General features: G+C 56.9%; 24 protein-coding genes. 17 read left to right on the top strand and 7 right to left on the bottom strand.

Annotation, left to right across the window (positions count from 1 at the left end):
* Positions 1-254 precede the first annotated feature (254 nt).
* From NHF56_RS16695 to NHF56_RS16635, 13 genes are all read left to right on the top strand, one after another.
* The gene (locus NHF56_RS16695; RefSeq protein WP_252806624.1) at positions 255-1,106 is read left to right on the top strand and encodes a VOC family protein; all 852 of its coding nucleotides are present in this window, start codon (positions 255-257) and stop codon (positions 1,104-1,106) included.
* A gap of 13 nt (positions 1,107-1,119) precedes the next feature.
* Positions 1,120-1,977 carry a fumarylacetoacetate hydrolase family protein gene (locus NHF56_RS16690; RefSeq protein ID WP_252806622.1) on the top strand — a complete coding sequence of 286 codons (858 nt, stop codon included), beginning with the start codon at positions 1,120-1,122 and terminating at the stop codon, positions 1,975-1,977.
* Between the two features lies 1 nt (position 1,978).
* A complete protein-coding gene (locus NHF56_RS16685; protein ID WP_252806619.1) occupies positions 1,979-3,646 on the top strand; it encodes a bifunctional 3-(3-hydroxy-phenyl)propionate/3-hydroxycinnamic acid hydroxylase in 1,668 nt (555 codons plus the stop codon).
* A gap of 79 nt (positions 3,647-3,725) precedes the next feature.
* Complete coding sequence (locus NHF56_RS16680; protein WP_252806617.1) at positions 3,726-5,186, top strand: aldehyde dehydrogenase family protein; 1,461 nt, start codon at positions 3,726-3,728, stop codon at positions 5,184-5,186.
* Between the two features lie 343 nt (positions 5,187-5,529).
* On the top strand, positions 5,530-6,807 hold the full coding sequence (locus NHF56_RS16675) for an NAD(P)/FAD-dependent oxidoreductase (RefSeq protein ID WP_252806614.1): 1,278 nt from the start codon (positions 5,530-5,532) through the stop codon (positions 6,805-6,807).
* 53 nt (positions 6,808-6,860) lie between these two features.
* Entirely contained in the window at positions 6,861-7,280 is a 420-nt protein-coding gene (locus NHF56_RS16670) for a RidA family protein (RefSeq protein WP_252806612.1), read from the top strand.
* Positions 7,281-7,298: 18 nt separating this feature from the next.
* A complete protein-coding gene (locus NHF56_RS16665) occupies positions 7,299-7,976 on the top strand; it encodes a DUF1028 domain-containing protein (protein ID WP_252806611.1) in 678 nt (225 codons plus the stop codon).
* Between the two features lie 101 nt (positions 7,977-8,077).
* The gene (locus NHF56_RS16660; protein ID WP_252806609.1) at positions 8,078-9,007 is read left to right on the top strand and encodes a LysR substrate-binding domain-containing protein; all 930 of its coding nucleotides are present in this window, start codon (positions 8,078-8,080) and stop codon (positions 9,005-9,007) included.
* Positions 9,008-9,037: 30 nt separating this feature from the next.
* On the top strand, positions 9,038-10,141 hold the full coding sequence (gene argE, locus NHF56_RS16655) for an acetylornithine deacetylase (RefSeq protein WP_252806607.1): 1,104 nt from the start codon (positions 9,038-9,040) through the stop codon (positions 10,139-10,141).
* A gap of 242 nt (positions 10,142-10,383) precedes the next feature.
* A complete protein-coding gene (locus NHF56_RS16650) occupies positions 10,384-10,932 on the top strand; it encodes an iron transporter (RefSeq protein ID WP_252806604.1) in 549 nt (182 codons plus the stop codon).
* Between the two features lie 59 nt (positions 10,933-10,991).
* Positions 10,992-11,933: a cation diffusion facilitator family transporter gene (locus NHF56_RS16645; protein ID WP_252806602.1), complete on the top strand. Its 942-nt coding sequence runs from the start codon at positions 10,992-10,994 to the stop codon at positions 11,931-11,933.
* A 120-nt stretch (positions 11,934-12,053) separates the two neighbouring features.
* Positions 12,054-12,521, top strand: a complete 468-nt coding sequence (locus NHF56_RS16640) for a hypothetical protein (RefSeq protein WP_252806600.1) — start codon at positions 12,054-12,056, stop codon at positions 12,519-12,521.
* Entirely contained in the window at positions 12,505-13,416 is a 912-nt protein-coding gene (locus tag NHF56_RS16635) for a cation diffusion facilitator family transporter (protein WP_252806598.1), read from the top strand. The genes NHF56_RS16640 and NHF56_RS16635 overlap by 17 nt, the downstream gene beginning before the upstream one ends.
* Before the next feature lie 25 nt (positions 13,417-13,441).
* Here NHF56_RS16635 and NHF56_RS16630 read toward each other — a convergent pair whose 3' ends face one another.
* Positions 13,442-14,074, bottom strand: a complete 633-nt coding sequence (locus NHF56_RS16630) for a hypothetical protein (RefSeq protein ID WP_252806596.1) — start codon at positions 14,072-14,074, stop codon at positions 13,442-13,444.
* Between the two features lie 206 nt (positions 14,075-14,280).
* On the opposite strand from NHF56_RS16630, the gene NHF56_RS16625 reads away from it, so the two are divergent.
* Entirely contained in the window at positions 14,281-14,994 is a 714-nt protein-coding gene (locus NHF56_RS16625; RefSeq protein WP_252806594.1) for a Crp/Fnr family transcriptional regulator, read from the top strand.
* 144 nt (positions 14,995-15,138) lie between these two features.
* Positions 15,139-15,798: a hypothetical protein gene (locus tag NHF56_RS16620; RefSeq protein WP_252806592.1), complete on the top strand. Its 660-nt coding sequence runs from the start codon at positions 15,139-15,141 to the stop codon at positions 15,796-15,798.
* 1 nt (position 15,799) lies between these two features.
* Here NHF56_RS16620 and NHF56_RS16615 read toward each other — a convergent pair whose 3' ends face one another.
* Complete coding sequence (locus NHF56_RS16615; protein ID WP_252806589.1) at positions 15,800-16,723, bottom strand: cation diffusion facilitator family transporter; 924 nt, start codon at positions 16,721-16,723, stop codon at positions 15,800-15,802.
* 120 nt (positions 16,724-16,843) lie between these two features.
* Here NHF56_RS16615 and NHF56_RS16610 point away from each other — a divergent pair, with 120 nt between their 5' ends.
* Positions 16,844-17,107 (top strand): hypothetical protein, encoded by a 264-nt coding sequence (locus tag NHF56_RS16610; RefSeq protein ID WP_252806587.1) that lies wholly within the window; start codon positions 16,844-16,846, stop codon positions 17,105-17,107.
* A gap of 332 nt (positions 17,108-17,439) precedes the next feature.
* A complete protein-coding gene (locus tag NHF56_RS16605; protein WP_252806585.1) occupies positions 17,440-17,634 on the top strand; it encodes a hypothetical protein in 195 nt (64 codons plus the stop codon).
* Between the two features lie 56 nt (positions 17,635-17,690).
* Here the strand turns inward: NHF56_RS16605 and treZ are convergent, their stop codons facing one another.
* The 5 genes from treZ to NHF56_RS16580 form a co-directional block, all read right to left on the bottom strand.
* The gene (gene treZ / locus NHF56_RS16600; RefSeq protein ID WP_252806582.1) at positions 17,691-19,544 is read right to left on the bottom strand and encodes a malto-oligosyltrehalose trehalohydrolase; all 1,854 of its coding nucleotides are present in this window, start codon (positions 19,542-19,544) and stop codon (positions 17,691-17,693) included.
* Between the two features lie 81 nt (positions 19,545-19,625).
* Positions 19,626-19,871 (bottom strand): hypothetical protein, encoded by a 246-nt coding sequence (locus NHF56_RS16595; RefSeq protein WP_252806580.1) that lies wholly within the window; start codon positions 19,869-19,871, stop codon positions 19,626-19,628.
* 81 nt (positions 19,872-19,952) lie between these two features.
* On the bottom strand, positions 19,953-20,873 hold the full coding sequence (locus NHF56_RS16590; RefSeq protein ID WP_252806578.1) for a beta-xylosidase: 921 nt from the start codon (positions 20,871-20,873) through the stop codon (positions 19,953-19,955).
* A gap of 13 nt (positions 20,874-20,886) precedes the next feature.
* Entirely contained in the window at positions 20,887-21,486 is a 600-nt protein-coding gene (locus NHF56_RS16585) for a histidine phosphatase family protein (RefSeq protein ID WP_252806576.1), read from the bottom strand.
* Positions 21,483-22,586, bottom strand: a complete 1,104-nt coding sequence (locus tag NHF56_RS16580) for an inositol-3-phosphate synthase (RefSeq protein ID WP_252806574.1) — start codon at positions 22,584-22,586, stop codon at positions 21,483-21,485. The genes NHF56_RS16585 and NHF56_RS16580 overlap by 4 nt, the downstream gene beginning before the upstream one ends.
* Between the last annotated feature and the right edge of the window lie 177 nt (positions 22,587-22,763).

The raw sequence follows: 22,763 nt of genomic DNA, 5'->3' as shown, positions 1-22,763 counted from the left end.
TCTGCTGAGTATCATTTTTATCTTCTATCGACAGAAACCGAGATTTGACAGGGGTAAGGTACCGCATAACAGGATTCTCGGCATCCGCTGAGCGAAAGATTTCAGCACATGTTTCCCTCCCGCAGGTTTCCAGAGAAAGTGTCTTTTTGCAGCATAAAATATGAGATTTTCTCATAAAACGATAAAAATATAAGTTGACGCTTGTTATTTTATGAAAAATGGATAAATAAGTGAGAAAGACACAGGAGAGAGAGATGTCGCACAATGCTGTTCAGGCGGGAGCATATTTGCACCATGTCGCCTTTGAGAGTTCTGATCCGGAACGCTTGGCCAATTTCTACGCCGCCAATATGGATATGGCTGTCGAGAAGATTTCGGACGACGAGTATCGGTGCCTTGGACCCATGCGCCGCTTCATTGCCGTTAAGGGCGAAGACAAAAAGCTTGCCTATGCGGGGCTTGCCTACCGGAATGCAGATGTGCTTGCCGTCCAGCGCGCGCAGGCCGTTTCCAACGGGGTCGAGATCCTTGAAAACGTCTCTCCCTATTTCGAGGATGGCGCGTTCGCTGTTCGCGACAATGATGGGCATCTGATTTGCTTCGGGGTCGCAAAGCAGCGCACAACGGCCTATTTGCCGGAGCGTGAGGGGCTTCACGCTCCAACCCAGCACCTGACGTTTGCCACACAGGATCTCGCAGGCTTCAAGGAATTCTATGTCGACAAGCTCGGCTTTTTCCTGTCCGACAGGGTTCTGCATGAAAATGGCCAACCTGCGACGGTGTTTACAACGACCAATCACGAACACCATACCATTGCCTGTTTCCTGTCCGACCGCACAGGCGTTGATCATCATTCATACGAAGCGGGCAGCTTTGAAAACATCAAGAAGTTTTGCGACCGGTTTGCTGCCAATGATGTTCTTCTAACCTGGGGGCCGGGCCGTCACGGACCGGGCAACAACTTGTTCGTCTTCTACACAGACCCGGACGGCAACTGGATCGAAATCTCCGGCGAGCTGGAAACGATCTATGATCGTGACGTCATCGACTGGCCGCAGGACCCGCGCACGCTCAACAAATGGGGACGCGCCATTCTGCGCTCGTGACAGGAGGACTCCGATGAAATTTATCAGCTTCACCCGCCTCGGCAGGTCGGGCGTGGGCGCCCTGGTTGATGGTGGGATTGTCGATCTCACCGGTCGTATCCGTTCAGACATAGATAGTCTCAAGGCTTTGATTGCCGCCGATCTGCTCGGTGCTGCCGTCGATTATGCGGGGACGAAACCGCCGGAACTGGCGTCCAGTGATGTCAGCTTGTTGCCGGTAATCCCCGATGCCGGCAAGATCCTCTGTGTAGGGCTCAATTACGAAACCCACCGCGCCGAGACCAAGCGTCCCGATGCAAAATATCCGACGATGTTCACCCGCTACGCCGATAGCCAAATTGCCCATGGCGCGCCCATGATCCGCCCGGGCGTTTCAGACCGGCTTGACTACGAAGGCGAGATGGCCGTGATTATCGGTCGCGGAGGCCGCTACATAGCCGAAGAGAACGCCATGTCTCATGTGGCTGGCTATGCCTGTTACAACGACGGCACCATTCGCGACTGGCAGCGCCACACCCATCAGTTTGGCCCCGGCAAGACCTTTCCGGGCACAGGGGCTTTCGGGCCCTATATGGTGAGCGCCGACGAGGTTGGCGACTACAGAGCGTTGTCGATCCGCACGCGCCTCAATGGTGTGGTGGTTCAGGACGCAACGCTGGCCGACCTGATCTTTCCGGTACCACGATTGATCGCCTATATCTCGACCTATACGCCGCTTTCACCGGGCGATGTGATTGTCACGGGGACACCCGGAGGCGTCGGTGATCGCCGCGATCCGCCGCTTTACCTGAAACCTGGTGACGTGGTCGAAGTCGAGATTGGTCAGCTGGGAACGCTCATCAATCCGGTCGCGGACGAAAGCGGGCTCTGACATGAGACCCACTTTGCTGGATGCAGACATTCTGATCGTTGGGGCGGGGCCGACCGGGCTTTTGCTGGCCAACCTGTTGGGTTCGATGGGGGTTGACACAATCCTGGTCGAACGCAACGAGACCACCGTTCAGGAGCCGCGTGCGGTCTCGATTGATGATGAATCAATGCGTGCGCTGCAGGCCGCCGGCTTGTCAGCGGAAATTTCCGCGATCACGGCCAAGGGCTACGGGTCGCTGTACAAAGGGCCATCGGGGAAGGTCTTTGCCGAGGTCAAACCCTTTGTGAAGGAATACGGCTTCGATAAACGCAATGCATTTGAGCAGCCTGAATTTGAAGCCACTCTTCGGCGTGCGCTCGGACGTCATGGCAAGGTTGATGCCCGCTTCGGAGTCACGCTGACGGGATTCGAGCAGGTCGAAGACCACGTTGTTGCAGACATGACAGAAAACGGCAGGGCCTATCAATTGCGTGTGCGTTATATGGTTGCTGCTGACGGCGGCCGCTCGACGGTGCGCAAGGCCCTCGGTGTCGTCATGGAGGGCTCCACATTCGAAGAGCCGTGGCTGATCGTAGACCTGGCAACGACCAGAAACCGCTGCTTTCATACGGAGGTGTTTTGCGACCCCAAACGTTCTGCGATCTCTTTGCCCGGTCCGGGCGGCATTCGACGCTACGAATTCAAGCTGAATGCAGGGGAGACGATCGAAGAAGCCGAGCGCGAAACATTCGCGCGCCGTCTTCTTGGCGAAGTGGGGCCGGATCGCGACGAGCCGATCCGGCGGCAAAAGGTTTACACGTTCCATGCCCGCATCGCATCGCGCTGGCGCAAGGGGCGGGTATTTCTGGCCGGCGATGCAGCGCATCTGACTCCGCCTTTTGCCGGACAAGGCATGAACAGCGGTCTGCGCGACGCGCATAATCTGGCCTGGAAACTGGCCGAAGCACTCACCATGGCCGATCCTGAGGACCTGCTCGACAGCTACCAGACAGAGCGCAAGCCGCATGCCTGGTCGATGATCGAACTGGCGCTGAGGATGGGCAAGGTGATGATGCCGGATTCATCTGTGCGTGGAATGGCAATCCGCACGGGGTTCCGGCTCCTGGGGCTTTACAGCCCGGCACGCGACTATGTTGCCCAAATGAAATACAAGCCCAAGCCCAAGTTCATGGCAGGCATGATCCGGCGATCCGCCAACAGTGCTGGCGCGCCCGCAGTGGGGCGGATGATACCACAGCCGCTGGTGACGCAGCCCGACCGGGAGGAATTCCTGCTTGACGCGTGCCTGCCAGATCGGCCCGTTGTCTTGATATTCGACGAGATGCCCGATCGGGTCGTCAGTGCGGATCTGCATGCGCGGTTCTCAGCAGCTGGGGCCGAAATTGTTGGCCTGACGCCAGAATGGATGAACCCCGTGCAGGCATCCTTCCCAATCCTTAAGGACAAAAGCCGCTTTTTCTCGGTGCCGCCATTCCGAGACTGTCTGGGACATGGGCTGTTGCTGCGCCGTGACCGTTACGTGGCGGCCATCGAGCCTGTCGCAACGCTTGAGCTGCTCTTGCCCGTCATCGAACGCCTTACGGCAACAGGCCACACGGAGCAGAACAGGGACAGTGTGCCGGTGGCGGCAGAAGCCGTGGCGGCCGCGGGCGAAAAAACGCCGGGATGAAGAATGCATTTTGAAGCGCAATACCGGTTTGCGTGACCTTGCCGGTCACAGCTGCGCCGCAGCAGCAAATGGAGGAGATATGAACGTGCATACGACTTTGACAGCCTATGATGGCTTCACGGGACAATATATCAACGGGCAATGGTGCTCCGGTTCGGCGATGCGCGAGCTTGAGGACTTCAACCCATATAACGACAATTTGTTGACCCGGATTGCCATGGCGGGGGTCGATGATCTCGACCGCGCCTATGAAGCCGCGCAACAGGCACAAAAATCCTGGGCGATGGCCTTGCCAAAGGAACGGGCTGCAATCTTCCACAACGCGGTCGGCATTCTCGACAGAAGGCGGGACGAGATCATCGACTGGATCATTCGTGAATCCGGCTCCACGCGAATGAAGGCCACGATCGAGTTCAATGGCGTACGTGATGGCATGATCGAAGCCGCCAGCATGCCCTATCTGATGCATGGTTTCATCATGCCGGTTGATCGTCCTGGAAAGGAAGCACGCGTCTACCGCAAGCCGGTCGGGGTGATCGCGGTGATTAGTCCCTGGAATGTTCCGCTTCATCTTTCCAACCGGTCGGTGGCACCAGCCCTGGCGCTTGGCAATGCGGTCGTCTTGAAGCCTGCGAGTGACACGCCAGTGACCGGCGGACTTCTTCTGGCGAAGATTTACGAAGAGGCAGGCCTGCCTCCCGGTGTCCTCAACGTGGTCATCGGTGCGGGTTCGGACATTGGCGATGCCTTCTGCGCGCATCCGATCCCCCGCATCATCAGCTTCACCGGCTCAACCGAGGTTGGCCAGCGCATCGCGCGGATTTCGGGCGGTTCGCCCCGGCTGAAAAAGCTCGGTTTGGAACTGGGCGGCAACTCGCCATTGGTTATCCTTGATGACGCCGATATTGACGTGGCCGTTAAGGCGGCTCTTGTCGGGCGCTTCGACCATTGTGGACAGATTTGCATGAGCACCAACCGCATCATTGTCGATGGCGCGCTCTACGACAATTTCCTGGATGCCTTTTGCGCTGCGGTGTCGGAGATCAAATGTGGAGACCCGAATGCAGACGACACGATGATCGGTCCTTTGTGCAATGACGCGCAGGTGCAATCCGTAACCGGTCTGATTGAATCCGGTCGTCAACAGGGTTTCGATCTGCGGGTGTCTGGCGAAACAGAGGGGCGGATCATACCGCCACACGTATTCGCCGGTGTCACCAATGATTCACGCCTGGCCAGGAGCGAGATATTTGGTCCCGTCGCGCCGGTCATCCGTGCCGCGGATGAGCGAGAAGCGCTCGCCTTTGCAAACGATACCGAATACGGTCTTTCCAGTGCGGTGATCACCGGAGACGAGCAGCGTGGAATGCGTTTCGCACAAGGGCTCGAAGCGGGAATGACCCACATCAACGATATGACGATCCATGATTTCCCGCATGTGATGTTCGGCGGTGAAAAGAACTCCGGCCTTGGGCGTTTCAACGGGCACTGGATTATCGAAGAATTCACCACCGACCATCTCGTGACCGTTCAACGTTGAGCCTGATGCGGGCAGGGTTCATCGCAGATCGTAGCAATCCCCAGGCCGGCTCCATTTTCAAGCCCTCTTAGCTTTGCAGACGGTGCCGCAGCCGGGGCACCTCTGGGAGAGCGGCTTCGCGCTCACCAGAGCCGGCAACGAAACCGTCGGCGCGTTTTTCCCAAAAGAACACGCGTGCGGCATCATCCAACTGCATCCGCAATCCGCTTAGGCTTAGCTATTTCCTAACTCACGATATCGGAATTTCTATTTTTGTATGCGCCGCATTCCCTATAAGCTTCAGTACATGCACAAATGAGCTGGTGACGGTTCAACGAAGCTTTGACAACGGGAAAATTTGCGTATGGCTTTGGAAAAAGTTGACACCGTCGTGGTTGGCGCCGGTCAAGCGGGGATCGCGGCCAGCGAACACCTGAGCAAGAACGGGACCGAGCATGTTGTGATCGAGCGTAGCCGGATCGCCGAGCGTTGGAGAACGGCGCGTTGGGACTCTCTGGTCGCAAACGGGCCTGCCTGGCACGATCGTTTCCCAAATCTTGAATTCGAAGGTGCCGATCCGGACAGCTTCGTGCACAAAGACGCCGTTGCAGACTATTTCGCCGCTTATGCGGAGACGTTCGATGCCCCGATCCGCTGCGGGGTCGAGGTGTTGTCGGTCGAACGCAAGGACCATCAACGCGGCTTCCTGGTCAGGACCGATAAAGGGGAAATCGAAGCGTCCAACGTTATCGTGGCGACGGGGCCTTTTCAGCATCCCGCGATCCCGCCGATTATAGAGGAAACCGCGGGTTTGCTTCAGATGCATTCGTCCGACTACCGCAATCCGGATAAATTGCCCGCCGGTAACATCATGGTGGTGGGTGCGGGGTCTTCCGGCGTCCAGATCGCTGACGAAATCGCGCGAAGCGGCCGCAAGGTTTATCTGTCCGTCGGCCCGCATGATCGTCCGCCCCGTGCCTATCGCGGTCGGGATTTCGTTTGGTGGCTCGGGGTTCTGGGTAAATGGAACCTGCAGGCTCAGGCCCCCGGTACGGAACATGTGACCATCGCCGTCAGCGGCGCGCGTAATGGCGAAACCATCGACTTCCGCAATTTGGCGAACCTCGGAATGACTCTCGTGGGTCGCACCGAAAGCTACGACAACGGCACCTTGCACTTTGCGCATGACCTTGCCGAAAACATCGCCCGCGGAGACGAGAACTATCTCTCGTTGCTTGATGAAGCCGATGCCTATGTGGAGCGCAATGGACTTGACCTGCCTGAAGAACCCGAAGCGCGCACTTTCGGCGCAAATCCCGACTGCATTGAAAATCCCATTTTCGAGCTGAACCTGAAAGAGGCCGGCATCACAACGGTTATCTGGGCGACGGGCTTCCGATCAGATTACAGCTGGCTGAAGCTCGACATATTCGATGAACGCGGGCAGCCCAGACACCAGCGCGGTGTCTCCGGGGAACCCGGAATCTATTTCCTGGGCTTGCCCTGGCTATCGGGCCGCGGCTCCAGCTTCATCTGGGGTGTGTGGCACGACGCGAAATATGTTGCCGACCATATACTTATCCAGCAAAAGTATCTCGAATATAAAAGCAAACCAGAACGATTGCAGGCTGTAGCCGAATAGGTCTTTTCCCAAGCCCGCATCCGACGTCTGCAAGATGATCAGAAAGACACACCATGTCGCATACGCGCATTCGTAAATTCAACACCAAGGACACCTATCCGGAGCAAAAGCTTGACAACGATCTGTGTCAGGCCGTGGTCGCAAGAGGGACGACGATTTTTCTGCGCGGCCAATGCCCTCAGGATCTCGATACGGCTGAAAATATTGCCAGCCACGATCCCGTCGAGCAAACGCACAAGGTCATGCAGAACATCAAGCAGTTGATCGAGGAGGCGGGCGGTAAGATGGAGCACCTGTGCAAGGTGGTCGTCTATCTGACCGATGTGCGCCATCGGGAAGCCGTTTATCGCACGATGGGTGAATATATCAAGGGCGTGCACCCGGTCTCGACAGGTGTGGTCGTGTCCTGTCTCGCGCGGCCCGAATGGCTCGTCGAAATCGATGGCACTGCCGTCATTCCCGACGAGCACTAAACCACAGAAGGGCCTGCCATGACCTTTTCCATCGTCGCCCGCTGCCCCGAAACCGGACAGTTCGGCGTAGCCATTTCCTCGTCCTCGCCTGCGGTTGCTGCGCGCTGCAGCTTTGCCGAAGCAGGCGTGGGCGCGGTTTCGACGCAGAATGTCACCAACCCGGCGCTCGGTCCCATCATGCTGTCGGAAATGGCGAAGGGTGCCGACGCGCAAAAGGCTGTTGCGACAGCCAGGGACGCTGACGGCTTTGCGGATTACCGCCAGCTTCTGGCGATCGACAGGGAAGGGGTAAGCGCGATCCATTCCGGGCCGAAGGCGCTCGGCATATGGACGAGCGCTTTCGGGACAGACTGCGCTGCCGGGGGCAATCTGCTTGCCAACGACCAGGTGCCTGCCGCCATGGTGTCCGCGTTTGAAGCAGCAGGAGGAGCGCTCGGCGACAGGCTGGTGGCAGCCATGCAGGCCGGCCTTGCAGCAGGTGGTGAAGCCGGACCGGTGCATTCCGCCGGTCTGCTGATCGTTGACCGGCAGAGCTGGCCCTATGCCGAGCTGCGCATCGACTGGCTGGATGAGGCTTGCCCGATTGCAGCACTCGCCCGCGCATGGGATGTCTACAGACCTCAGGCGGACGCCTATATCACGCGCGCCCTGAACCCTGAGGCTGCTCCGTCCTATGGCGTTCCAGGCGACGAATGATCGTGCGCGCGTGATTGTCTCGTCGCGAAAGAACCGTATATTCTCAGGTGATCAGCTGCTTTGACCGCAGACTCTTTGATTTTGAAGGACATGGAACCGGCGTGCCGCTTCGTATCACGTTCAGACAACTGGAATATTTTGTGGCGGTTTGCGATTGTGGGTCGATTGCCCTGGCTGCGCAGAAAATCAATGTTTCTTCGCCATCCATCTCCGCGGCGATTGCCCAACTTGAAGCGGAGTTCGGGCTGAAACTGTTCGTGCGCCGGCATGCCCACGGCCTTTCGCTGTCGCAGACCGGGGAGTTGTTTTTGAATGCTGCCCGCGAAACACTGGCGAAGGCCAATGGCCTCGTCCAGCTGGCTGCCGATGTCGCAGGAACGGTGCGCGGCAGCCTGCGTGTTGGTTGTCTTCTGACATTTGCGCAGATCGTGCTGCCGAGCCTGCGCCGCAGCTTTGTCGATCTGTTCCCGGAGGTTGAATTCAGCCAGTTCGAACGGGACCAATCCGAACTGTTCAACGGGTTGCGCGCCGCAAAGCTCGATATCGCGCTCACTTACGATCTCAACATTCCCGCAGATCTCAGCTTCGTGCCGCTCATCGAATTGCCGCCTTTTGCGCTTTTCAGCGAGGGGCATCCGCTTGCCGAACGGCAATATGTCTCGCCGATGGACCTGGCCGGCTTTCCGATGATACTGCTCGATCTGCCGATGAGCGCGGATTATTTTCTTTCCATTTTCTCTTCGCTGGGCGTTCGTCCCGAAATCGTGGAGCGGACGCGGGATATGGCCGTGATGCGTTCGCTGGTGGCCAATAATTTCGGCTATTCGGTCGCCAATATCCGCCCCTTGTCCAAGCTTTCGCCCGATGGAAAACAGCTTCGTTTTGTGCCGCTGTCCGGCCCGGTGCGTCCCCTCAACATGGGCCTTCTTATGAGCGAGGGTGCGGAAAACACGCGCACGGTCTCCACCTTCATCGAGCACGCCAAAACCTTCATTCAGGCCCACAACACGTTCGATTTTGCCGCCAGCTAAAGCGCGCGCTCCAAACGAGAAAAATGGATCATGCCGGATTTGTCGAGAATAAAGCCCCTCCTCGAAAAGCTCATCGCCTTTCCAACGATTGCCGGCCAGTCCAATCTCGACTTGATCGACTGGGCTCAGGATCTGCTGACCGCAGCCGGATTTGCCGTGACCATTGTTCCTGCACGCGATGGACCAAAAGCCGGCCTGCTCGCTCGCTTCGGAGAGGGCGATGGCGGAACGCTTTTTTCTGCCCATACCGATGTCGTTCCTGTCGATGGCCAGAACTGGACCACCGATCCCTTCGCTCTGGTCGAAAGGGCAGGTCGCTATATCGGCCGTGGAACCACCGATATGAAGGGCTTTATCGCCTGTGTACTGGCGCTGGCCGAGACATTGCGCGAAACGCCGCCCGCCAAGCCGGTGATGATTGGCCTCAGCTGGGACGAAGAGCTTGGATGCCGCGGTATTCCGGAGATGATTGGAACGGTCATACCGACCCTTGGCAAACCGGATCTATGTATCGTCGGCGAGCCGACCCTGATGCGTCCGGTGCTGGGCCACAAGGGCAAGGCCAGCTATCGGGCCACATTCAAGGGCACGCCCGGCCATTCCGCGATGGCACCCTATTTGACAAATGCCTTGCACGGCGCTGCAGACTTCATTCTGTCCTTGAAAAACCTTCAGGGCGCACTGGCAGAAACGGGTGCACATGATGAGGCCTTCGATCCGCCCTTTTCCACCGTCCATGCCGGTGTGGCCCGAGGCGGGGTCGCGCTGAACATCGTTCCGGACCATGCCGAAGTCCTGTTTGAAATCCGTCACCTGGCAGGGGAGACGCCGGACAGGATCCTCTCCGGTCTGGTGCCGCAGGAAGGAGCAGACATTATCTGCACAGGGCAGTATCCCGGCCTCTCGGGTTCAGCAGATGATCCTGTCGTAGCGGGTTTTTTGGCCACCTTGCCCGATGCGCACCCGGCGACCGTTGCGTTCGGAACCGAGGCCGGATATTTCGCCGGGCTGGGCATCCCGACGGTCGTCTGTGGCCCGGGCACAATGGATGACGGGCACCAGCCCGATGAATCAATCGCCACCGATCAACTCGATCGCTACTACGCCCTGATCCGCGACTGGGTTGCCCGCTGAGGACTTTTCCTTCCCATCCTGGCCCGGGAAACCAAGGCATTTTGCACCTTATTGCCCCGGAAGCCCCATGCTCGGGCCATTCGACCAGATGCATCGCGAAGGAGGCCATCGGACTTTTCCGTGGCCGCAATCCAGACACTTGCGCCCCCCGCTTGGAACCAAACCCCGATAGATGAAGTTAGTCATCCCGAAGGTCCCGGCTGCGCATTCCGTGTAGCCGGACGCTGAAGGAGGACACCTTAATGACTGAAGCAAAGAAACAGGTACCGAGCGAAGAAGCAGACAAGCGTCAGCTCGAACTGGCCAGGGAAGAAGGCAAGGCTTACAACAAGTCGCTCGAATATATGGTCACGGAAGTCGCTCACACCGGCGCGAAGAAACAGGTGGAAGACTATATCGTGGCTATCGCCCAGGAAGAAGCCGAAGGCATGTATCGCCCCGATGGCGAGGGCGGCCTGAAATGGCAGGAGCCGGACGAGGAGAACTGCCACATCGAGGTCTCCGTCAGCGATGCGGCCGATCATCGCTTTATCCCCGGCTTGGAGATTGAGGTCACGCTCACTGCGGAAGATGGCGCCAAGATCGGACCCTTAACGACGCCCTTTCTGTGGCATCCTGGCCTCTACCACTATGGTGCCAATGTGAAAGTGCCGGATGCAGGCAAGTACGACGTCACCGTCAACATCGCCGCCCCTTCGTTTGCACGCCATGATGAAACCAACGGCAAGCGCTATGCAAAGCCTGTCGAAGTGGTTTTCGAAGGCGTCGATATCAAGACGGGGCAAGGCTGATCAGTTCGACGGCTCCAATTGGTGGAGCCTTGAACGCACCTTGTGTTTGAGAACGCAGAATGGCGGATCAATCCGAAAATCGACCTACAGCGGTCTATGGTGCAATTGCAGCCAATCTCTTGATAGCGGTTGCAAAGTTCGTCGCTGCTTTCTTTACCGGCAGTTCGTCCATGCTGTCGGAAGCCTTCCACTCGGTGGTGGACACCGGCAACGAGTTGCTTCTCCTTCTCGGCATACGGCTTGGCCGGCGCCCGCCGGATGAGCAGCATCCCTTTGGTCACGGTCATGAGATCTATTTCTGGGGTTTGATCGTTGCGGTCCTGCTATTTTCAGTTGGCGGCGGTCTCTCGATCTATGAAGGCGTTTCCCATCTTAGGCATCCTGAGCCGGTTACCCAGCCGATCTGGAACTATGTGGTGTTGGCGATCGCGTTTCTCGCTGAGGGCACGTCCTGGCTCATCGCGTTGCGGTCGCTTTTGAAGGAGCGCAAGCAGGGTGAGAGTGTGTTTAAGACCTTCCGCAGGAGCAAGGACCCGTCGGTGTTCACCGTCGTTGCGGAAGACACGGCAGCACTGCTCGGCATTATGGTTGCACTGGCGGGCGTTTTCCTGTCGGTGACGTTCGAGAAGCCGCTTTTTGATGGTCTGGCCTCAATCGGGATCGGCCATATTCTGATTATCGTTGCTTGTTTCCTTGTTTATGAATCGCGGGCACTGATCGTCGGCGAAAGTGCCGATCCTGATCTTTTGAAGGCGCTTCGTAAAATCGCCACCGAAGACAGCAGCGTGCACGCGGTTCCAAGGCTACTGACAATGCATCTCGGACCCAAACAGGTTCTCCTCAACATGGAGATCGAGTTCGCCGCTGACGTGCAAAAGGATGCGCTCTTTGAGGTTGTTGATCGGGTGCAGAAACGTATTCGCGATGCACATCCCGAAGTACAGAAAATCTTCGTCGAAGCCGATCTGCTGGGCGAGCGCATACGCTCAGGAGCTGTTTAGCACGGGAAAGAAAGGTCTTCACGTTTCTCCATTCAGCAAAGGTCTGGAACCTTCAAAGAAGAAGGGAGTTCTGGGAGCAGAGATTGATACTGCAACCGAACGGAATCAACGGAAGAACCCATGAAAAGGCTCAAGCCAATACATTCAGTTTTGCTGGCAAGCGGTTGCCTTTTGCTGCTTGCGGGCTGCGACGATTTTCCAGCGGACCCGGAAGGCACCATGAAACAGGTCCAGACCAGCGGGGTCATGCGCACCGGCATTGTGTCCGGTCCCGGTGTTGAAGCTGAGGAACGTCGGCTGGCAGCGCGCGCAGCTGATGCTGCAGGTGCCCGGCCGCAGTTTGAAGAGGGCAGTTCCGAAGTGCTGTTGCGCCGCCTCGAAAAGGGCGAACTGGACGTCGTATTTGGACAGTTTGCCAAGGCATCGCCGATGAAGGAAAAAGCGGCCTTCACAGCCTCCCCCGAAGCCAAATCACCGCCGTCAGATGAACCCGTTATGCGCGCGGCAGTCGCCCTGGGCGAAAACCGGTGGCTGATGTTTCTGTCTGCGCAGATGAAAAAGGAGAGGGCCGATGAAGCCGGTTCCTGATCACCTCCAATCCGACCTTAAGCATGCAATCCGTCTGGAATGGTGGACACTTGCCTGGCAGACATCCATCGTGGTGGTGATGTATTTCGTATTGGGGTCCAGTCAGGCAATGAAGTCGGCCTGGATGGAAGACCTGCTGGGGCTGGTCCCTGCCGGTATATTCCTGCTTTCCGTCCATTTTGAGCGCCAGCCGCCCACACCCAAATTTCCCTTTGGCTTTCTACGGGTCAACAGCCTTGCCTTCCTCGCGTCTGCCAGTGTTCTGGTGTTCATGGGAGCCTATCTTCTCTACGATTCCGTGTCCAAGCTGATCGCCATGGAACACCCGACCTTGGGACCGATAACGCTGTTTGGCGAAACGATCTGGATCGGATGGGTGATGATGGCCGCTCTGGCCTATTCCGTCATTCCACCTGTCATTATCGGACGGCTCAAACAGCCGGTTTCCAAGCGCTTGAGAGACAAGGTACTGCACACGGATGCTCTGATGCAGAAAGCGGATTGGATGACCGGTCTGGCTGGTATTCTGGGCGTATCCGGCGTGGGTTTCGGCTTCTGGTGGGCGGATTCGGTTGCTGCGGCGCTGATTGCCCTGGATATTGCCCATGATGGGCTGCGTGCTGCCAGAGTGGCTATCGCCGAACTGTCTGATGGAATGCCGCGGGAACTTGGCGGCACAAAGATAGACAAGGACGCGAAGGCCCTCAAATCCGTGCTGGAAAAGCGTCATCCAGGAAGCGAGGTGAGGCTGCGCGAGACCGGACGCTTTATCGCAGCTCAGGTCACCGGTCCCCATCTTCCCGATGAGCCCGCGCCGCTTGAAGATCTTTGGACGGGCGATCCAGCCTATTCATGGCGTTTGGCAAATGTTTCCTACGCACCCAAGCGAGATTAGGCGTCAGCCATATCCAACCTGCGACCTAAAGCTTGCCGCCCATCAATTGGCTGGCAATTGCTGCCCAATCCGCGGGTTGGGAAAAGGTTGAAGCTGGTTTGCGAAATGAGGTCATGCTGTGCGGTTCGCCGTCTGTGGAGACGGCATATGGAATTTGCTTCTCGTGGAGGCATTCGAATAAAAGGTTTTCTTCTTCCTTGCCGAAAGCCATGTCGATCAGCACTGCATCGAACTGCTTGTCTGATTGGGCGATTACACCGACAGCCTGTTTGACGGATTTCACCGGACCAAAGACGGTGGCACCGAAATGGGCAAGGCTATCGCTGGCGTCACTTGTAATCGCATCCCCTTCTTCCACGACCATAACCAGGGTGTGGTGAAGAGATGCCGGGTATTCGACGCCGTCCAGAAATCGCCTTTGTGCAGAAATGCGGCAAACGATTTCGAGCAATTGAGGGACCACAAGCCCACGCTCATATAAGCGCATCGTATAGCGGGCAAATTTCTCTCGCTCCACGGGGTTCTGGGTAAACCATGGCTCATTGCTGACGCTGTTATAGACGTGTTGCATGATCGCAAGGTCGCTCGGGCGAACGACACTCTTCAGATGAGTCATTGGACATTCCGTTCGAGCTAGATCATTTTCTCTATCAAACATCCCATACATGCTTTTCCATAGCAACGAATGAATCGGCACCGTACGGTTGCGGACATTTCGTTTACTACCTCTTGGCCGCTCGTTTGTCCGCCAGCGTACCCACGTCCGTTTTATAAAAACAGGATGCTATAGGAATTTGTCTGCTCGCCTGAGCAGAGGAGGATCAACCCCAAAAATATTGATTTCTTTCAAATTTTGCGAGTTCCATGCCAGCATTACATGAGCCTAGAATACACAATCATCTCCTCAACAGGCTTCCAGAGGAGGAGCTGAATGCACTGCGGGAGGTATTGGAATATGTGGAACTGCCGCACGGGTATGTCATGGCTGGTCCGGACAAAGTGATCGAATATGTATATTTTCTAAGCGAAGGGATCGGCTCCGTCTTAACCGTCATGGGCGAAAGCCAGCGGGTGGAAGCCGGCATGTTTGGTGTCGAGGGATTTTCGCCGACATCCGCTGCTGTTGGTGGAACGATCAGCGTTCACGAAATCTTCATGCTGATTGAGGGGTCAGGTTGGCGGGTTGGGCTGGAGGATTTTTCCCGCGTTGTGGCCGCAAATCCTGCCTTTGCCGATTTGCTTGTCAAATATAACCAGACCTTCATTTCGCAGGTTTCCTACACGGCTCTAGCCAGCGTGGCCCTGCAAATGCACGAACGCGTCGCGCGATGGTTGCTGATGTGCCACGACCGGATGGGCGGCAACGAAATCACACTGACACATGACGCGATCTCGCACGTCCTGGGCGTCCGCCGTCCCAGCATCACAACGGCCCTGCATATACTGGAGGGCAAACGGTTGATCCGGGCCGAGCGCGGACGCATTACAATTCGCGATCGTGGCGCAATCGAAGCGATGGTTGGTGAGACTTATGGAAAACCGGAGGCCGAATATCGCAGGCTCTTAGGGGAGTTGTAATGTCGTTGCCGTCGTGACTCTAAATGGTTTTTGGAACAAAAATCCTACCCACGAGGTTGTGACTACATCTTCAGGCCTGTGATCAGGGTTGGTGGCGAAGGAAGGCTGCCGAACACAGCCTGAGACAGTCATGGCGGTAGGAAAATGAGCGATATTAAATATGTTTTTGAAAATCAGTCGGATGCCGGGCAACAGCTAACGACAGCGCTGTCTGAGAAAATGCCCGAGGAGCCCGTTCTCGCGGCAATTCCGCCGCTTGGTGTTCCCATGGCGCTGGAAATGGCCAAAAACCTGAATCTGCCGCTGGAGCTTCTGATCGTTTTGGATGTGAAGGCACCGTTGGAGCCGGAGAAGAAGATTGGCTTCATGGTCAGCGGAGCAGAGCCGCATATCATCATGGACGAAGACGAAGCGGTCAAACATTTTGTACCGCCGGGCTATGTCGAGGAGGAACGACGCAATCTTCTTCTTCATGCGGAGCGCATTCTGCGTGAATACATGCCGTATCACACGCCTGAAACGCTGACTGACCGCGATGTCATTCTGGTTTGTGAATGCGAAACGTCCCCTGAGCTTCTCAGGGCGGTTTGGATGGCGCTGGAGAGAATCAAGCCACGTACGATTACACTGGCCATGCCGGTGACCTCGGAGGAGATTCTGAACACCGTACCCTCAAATGTTCAGGATGTCGTATCGCTGCACCAGGTTGCCTCGTCAGGCGAAGCGCGCCGGCTTTACAGGAACTACGAGCATATTTCCGACGATGCTGCCATCGAGATGGTCAACAAACTTCCAGCCGACTAGGTCATAGCGACAGGGGTTTGCGCTGATTGATCAGCGTCTTCGATGCCTCGCACGTCGTGTCGGCGGGATCTTCGAATTCGAAGGTCGTGTGTTCGATGCCGAAATTCTTTTTCAACGCTTGCCTGAGATCGGACTTGATCTGCTCGATGCGCTGCAGGTGCTTCTGATCCGTCTCGATATGGGCCTCAACAGCATGCTCATGTTCGTTGATTGACCAAAGATGCAGATGATGCAAGCCGGAGACACCTGGCACGGATTTTATGGTCTCCACCACCTCTCTTCCATTGATACCCTCCGGCACCGCCAGGACCAGAAGCCGGATCGGCTTGATAATTTCGCGAAAGGCCTGCCAGAGAATATAGGCCGCAATCGCCAGGGTGATAAGCGGATCGGCGACAGTCCATTTGAACACGATCACCAATACGCCGCCTGCAATGACTCCGAGAGACCCGAATACGTCGGCCAAGTTGTGGAGAAATGTGGAGCGGATATTCATGCTGTGGCGGGAGCCGGAATAGGTGAGAAACACGGTTGCCAAGTCAATGACCGCCGCAACTGCGGCAACAATGACCATCGTCCAGCCGCCCACGTCGCCCGGATCAAAGAAGCGAGTCACGGCTTCGTAGACGAGATAGAGACCAATGACGATCAGAGTCGTGTAATTGATGAGCGCTGCAACCACCTCGGCGCGGCCATAGCCGAAGGTCATGGTCTCGTCGGCGGGTCGTCGTGCGATGCGGCGTGCCGCAAAGGTGATACCGATCGACATGGCATCGCTGAAATTGTGCATGGCATCGGCGACCAGGGCCAGACTTCCAGCAAATAAGCCGGCAACGATCTGGACTGCCGTCAGCGCAAGATTGATGACCAGAGCAAATATGATTCTGCTGTCGCTGGAATCTTCGGAACCATGCTGATGCGGCATTGTTCTTCCTTTCGAGTTACATGCGGGCAAAGGCGCTGCTACGTCTGCCAAACAACTTCAGTTTGAAGCTGATTGTTCCCGACCGGACGAAAGGGCTGCCCCTTAAGAAGGAGAAAAGCAATGGAAAACCGCCACAAGTCGCTCGAGGCGCGATTGAATGCGCATCGGGAGATTCTCATCCAACTGGCAGCGGCCTTGATGCAGCAGGGCAAGGAGATCGATGCGGCCATGTTTGCACCCGATGGCGACCTCGCCGTGCTTGACCAGGAGGAAGACCCGGGCGTGGTGCCGGGTGAAGCCTACGCGGAACAGGCGCAAACGGCTGCAGAGTTGCGCTCCATTCTGGAAGCAGCGTCCCAACGGGCAGCTGCGATGAAGCGTTAGGGTCAGGACCTATTAATTTATGGCGTTGCGCGAGAGCAGATTTTTCGAGTGGCAAGGAGAAGTCGCGCAGGAAATATGTCGTATTTTCAAGCGTCTTCGACGCAGCCAATCGGGAAAGCTGCCTCGCCCTTCGGGTTGGATAAAATGCATCCATCTGTTGGAAATGCTGCTGCGACAAGGCAATAAGCCTTCTCTTGCACCATTTCCCGCCATCTGAACGCATTTTATCCAACGCAACACCACAAATTAATAGGTCCTGACCCTAGGAGCCTTTTACTGGAACCTTTGCAGCGCAAACCGGTTTCGTCTGCATGGAAATGTGAGGAAATGTCATGAAAATCGAACCGCGTCCCAACGTTACGCAAAAGCGCCACAGCGAAAAGAAAACTCAGCGAGCCAAGACGATGGAAAAAACACGCAAGCCGGATTCGCCTTATCCGTCCGTTCCGCTTTCGGAAAAGGGGCGCGGTGAAGTTCGCGTGCCGGCCTCGATCAATGGCCGCAACCTGTCCGGAGGTGTTCTCTAAGGCCGTTCCTGCTCATCGGGAGCGAGAGGAAGAGGGCCCAAGCTTCGGCCCTCACATCACGCCAGGGTGGGGGCGTCACAAAGTGCGACCACCATGGCATCCTTCCCTAGAACCGTCATGTCATCGGCCTGAACAAAATCGCCAAGGCTGAAAATAAGCTGACCGACAATAGCGTTCGTGTTGACAGGCTTGTCGGAAAAATTGGCTCTCATCTGCAACCTTTTCCCATTCAGCGTCCAGTTGACAGCCACCGCACCCTCGTCGCCTTCGATCAGCTCACCACAGTTTTCCAGCAGGGTAGTGAGGTAGGGTACAATGTGTTCGGCTCGTAATTTTGCCAGTGCCGATATGAACCCGATGAAGCTCGCAGCTTTGGGGTTTTGGGCTTCCGACCAATCGATTTTCGAGCGAAGGAACGTTTCGTCATGATTGGGATTGGGCAAATCTGCCGGAGCCTCGGCTCCCTTGGGGAGCGGGCCGAAATTCTGGCATTCCCCAAACCGCCCTTCAACAATGGCATCAGCGAGCGATGGCAGATCACAGAAGAATTGGAATGGCTGGCGTGATCCCATTTCATCTCCCATGAAGATGAGCGGAACAGCAGGCGCGAGGAAAAGAATTGCAGTCAAGAGCCGCACCTTGTCTTCCGGGGCATAGGTGTTCAGACGATCGCCAAAGGGGCGATTGCCGATCTGGTCGTGATTCTGAATGAAATTCACAAAGGCTGTGGGCGGCAGATGAGCAGATGGCTCGCCATGCTGCATTTCTTTCCGTGCGGGAAAAGGCTGCCCTTGTCGCACGAAGCCTTGTGCGAGCGCGGTGCCGATCCTGTCGACAGGCGTCAAATCGAAGCCTTCGTAATTGCCGCCGGTCTCACCACTGGCGAGCACATGGGCAGCGTGGTGAAAATCATCGTTCCATGAACCTTGGTACAGCCGCGACTTGCGGCTGGACGTCTTTTCCAACAGGCTGGCCCGATTGAGGTGGTCCTCCACCACCAGGTGTCTCGGGCGATCAAAGTAGGCCTCCACGCGCTGGCTGATCTCGTGCAGGATATGCGTCGGCGAATGCTCGTCTCTGATCTGCTCGGTTGCGTCGAGCCGCAATCCATCGAAATTATACTCTTCAAGCCAGTACAGCGCATTTTCACAGATGAAGCGACGCACGGCATCTTTCGAATAGTCGATCGCCTGTCCCCACGGGGTCACGACATCTTTGTCGAAGAAATCTGGGGCATAGGTCGGCAGGAAATTTTCGGCGGGTCCAAAATGATTGTAGATGACGTCCAGAAAAACCGAAAGACCGCGCACATGCGCGGCATCCACCAACGCCTTCAGGTCGTTGGGGGTGCCGTAGCTTGAATGTGGGGCGTAGGGAAGAACAGCGTCATAGCCCCATCCGCGCACGCCGGGAAACTGGCCCACCGGCATAATTTCGATGGCGGTTATGCCGAGGTCTTTCAGGTAGTCGAGCTTGCCGATGGCCGAACGGAAGGTTCCTTCCTGTGTAAAGGTGCCGATATGCAATTCGTAGAAGATGGTTTCTTCCCACGGCAGCCCCAGCCAACCGCGTGCCTCCCAGCGGTAGGACGTTGGATCGACCAATAGGGACGGGCCGCCGGCACCTGACAGTTGCGCGCGCGAGGCGGGATCGGGAACACGCTGGCCATCCGGCAACACGAAAAGATAGGGTGTATCGGCCGCAACGCCTTCTGCCAGGAACTCAAACCAGCCGTCGCCTATTTTGCCCATCGGGTAGGCCTGTCCGTCCAGTTCGAGCGACAGTTCCGTCAGCGCCGGCGCCCAAAGGCGAAAGCGTGCGGCACCATCGCGGATGAATTCGGCTCCCCAGCTTTTTGGAAACAGACGTGCTTCTTTTCCAGAGGCAGGCGCGGAAATATCGTGCGGCATAGTCGGGTCCCTCGAGCATTTCCGGTCGAAGCGCGCTTACTTCAGCGTCGGACAATGCGGCAAAAACGGATAGATGGAGCTCTAGTGATTGAAATCGTCTTGATCCCGGTCGGCGGTGGCCGCATGGTCCTGATCCATATCCTCAAGATCGGCTTCGACCAGAAAGGTGTCGGTGCCCTTGCGGGCGGCTTTGCGCCGCGCGTCATTGTTGGGCACATCATCGGGTTCTATGCTTTCCAGATGCCGTCCTTGATCGGGATAGATCGGTTTATCGGGGCTCTTGTCTGCGGCTCTGTCAGCTGGGATATCTGCTGTTTTCCTGGTCATGATCGCTTCCGTCGGGCTAGTCGATTACAGTGTCAAAACTTCGCAATGCAGCAATTGTTCCTGCCGCCCCAACTGCTGAGTTCACGCGCTTGCGCGCAACGGATTTCTGGCTTGAGCGGGCGCGTAGCGGTCGATCATTTCGCCACAGAATTCGGCAAATTCTTCCGGGATCAGGGGCGCGCTGGTGTGGTGAGGTAGCACGCCTCGGTGTTCAGGCGTAAAACAGAAGGTCAATGTCACGTCAAAATCCTCGAGCGCCCGCATTTGCCGGTCAAACCAGTCGAGTGCATTGGGCTTGAGACGATCCGACCATGAAAGGCCAGTGCGGACATAGGTGACACCCAGCCGTTTCATCCATTCCACCGCGTCGTCCAGGCGGTGATCCTCGAAATGGAACCACTGCATGAGGCCGAACTCGGGTGTGTGTTTGGTGAACTCTTCCAGCGCCGGCTTCGGGGTCCCATCTTCGCGCAGAAGGCCCATATAGAAGTGGCGGTAATAGGAAGAACCTTCGGCTTCGCGGTGGCGGGTCGTCGCCTCCCAGGCGCTCGGCAGATCAAAAAGACTGTACCATTGCACACGATCGACCAGACCTTTCAAAAGTTCTGCCGTGCGTTCCAGGCCCCATCGCTGCACCTCTTCGGCTCCGAAAGAGGAGATTCCGGTTTCGCTGACCCAGACAGGCAGGTCCGTGACTGCGCGGATCTCGGCGATTTTGCGTGGCCATTCCTGGATCTGCCAGAGATTCCAGTCCAGCGGAAAGCCATGAACCGCCACCGCGTCGAAATGCTCCAAAAGCCCGTAGCCTTGAAGGCGCTGCAGGAAAGCCGGATCAATCGGCGACATGCCGCCAAGCACACGCACGATGTCGGGATTTGCTGACCCGACCGCATCGGCAGCCAGGGCTGCCATGTGGGAAAACCGACGCCAATTGGGATCGAGTTCAAGATCCCAGTGCGACTTGTTGTTGGGCTCATTCCAGATCATCGCCGCTTCAATCAATGCAGCCTCCCTGTCATTCCAGTGTTTCGTTGAGTGTGAATATGCGTGCGCCCCAGTCGCCGGCGACCAGGGACGTGATGGAAGCCGGCGCAATGTCGAAGGCCGACCAGTCGTCAATGTGAATATCCATGGCGTCGATCACCGCCGCCTTGATGACGTCGGCATGGCTGACGAGGGCGACGGTCTGATCTTTTCTGGCGGCGATCTGGGCCTCGAGAAAAGCTTTGACGCGCCGTTGGACATCCTGCATCGACTCGCCGTTTGGCGGGCAAGTTTCGCTTCGCAGTGAATTCCATTTCTGCCAGTCAGGGTCGCCGGCAAGCGTGTCGAAGCTTTCGCCGGCCCAGGAACCGAAGTCGATTTCGTCAATGTCGGCGCTGGTTTCCACGGGGCCGCAATCGCAGACGGAGGCGATCTCTGCCGCAGTTTCCTGCGCCCGCCTCTGGGGACTGGAATAGATCGCGCTGAGCTTTTCACGCTGCAATCTGACACCCAGCTTCTGTGCCTGCTGCCGCCCGGTTGCATTCAGCGCGATATCGCCTGCGCGACCGGTGAGAAGCCTGCCGAGATCATCATGCGCGGCGTGGCGAACCAGAAGAAACGTGGTCGTCATTCGGCAGCCTCGGAAGCATGATCGTGCTCTCCCGAGATGAATTTGCGGGTTTCTTCGCGTGCTTGCGTATCGGAATATTGTTGGGGTGGTGACTTCATGAAATAGCTTGATGGTCCTTCGAGTGGCCCACCCATTCCGCGGTCCAGCCCCAATTTTGCGCATCGGATTGCATCAATCACAACGCCTGCCGAATTGGGGGAGTCCCAAACCTCGAGTTTTGTTTCCATGCTGATCGGGACGCCGCCAAAGGTGGTGCCTTCGAGGCGTATGTGCGCCCATTTGCGGTCGTGCAGCCAAGGCACGTGATCGCTTGGGCCGACATGAACATCATCGGGAGCGAGCGGCAGGTCGAGCTGGCTGGTCACGGCCTGCGTCTTTGATATCTTTTTTGACTGAAGCCGCTCGCGCTCCAGCATATTGAGAAAATCTGTGTTACCGCCGAAATTGAGCTGATAGGTCCGATCGATCCGCACACCGCGTTCTTTGAACAGGTTGACCAGCACGCGGTGCAGGATTGTTGCGCCAACCTGGCTTTTTATGTCGTCGCCGATGATCGGGAGACCACGCTCGGCGAATTTTCGCTGCCAATCCTGATCGGAGGCGATAAAAACCGGGATGCAATTGATAAAGGCGCAGCCAGCTTCAAGTGCTTGTTCGGCATACCAGCGCGTTGCCTCTTCAGAGCCAACCGGCAGATAGGAGATCAGAATGTCGGCCTCGCTCTCCCGCAGGATGGTGCTGACATCGGCAAGCGGTTCTGTCGATTCCTGCATATCCTCGTTCAGATAGCGGCCGAGCCCGTCGAGTGTGGGACCGCGATTGACATGAACACCGGTGGGCGCCACCTCGGCAAAGCGGAAAGTATTGTTCGGCGGTGCGAATATCGCCTCTGCAACATCGCGGCCCACTTTTGATTGGGCGACGTCAAAGGCAGCAGCGACCTCGATGTCGTCAATCCGGTAACCGCCGAGATCAACATTCATTAGTCCCGGCACAGGCTCATTGTCATCAATGCCGCGGTAATAGGTCAGACCCTGGACAAGCGATGATGCACAATTGCCAACGCCAACAATAGCAATGCGTATGTGTCCGCCAGACATGAAACGGCCCCTCCGTGGCTTCTACAATCCCGCCCTGAACTGCCTTTTGGCCAATAGGTTCCAGAAAATATCGATCATCTCGGAACCGGTTGCTCTCCCGCGCGGTACGCAGACTGGTTTCTGGAACATTTCGCAGACGCTGTGGTTCGCGGTCACAAACGGGCGTGTTTTAAGCGT

It is taken from the genome of Rhizobium sp. L1K21, assembly GCF_024055895.1.
GTDB lineage: Bacteria > Pseudomonadota > Alphaproteobacteria > Rhizobiales > Rhizobiaceae > Ensifer_A.
Note: the sequence above shows the minus strand (reverse complement) of the source record. Positions and strands in the feature narration are given on the sequence as shown.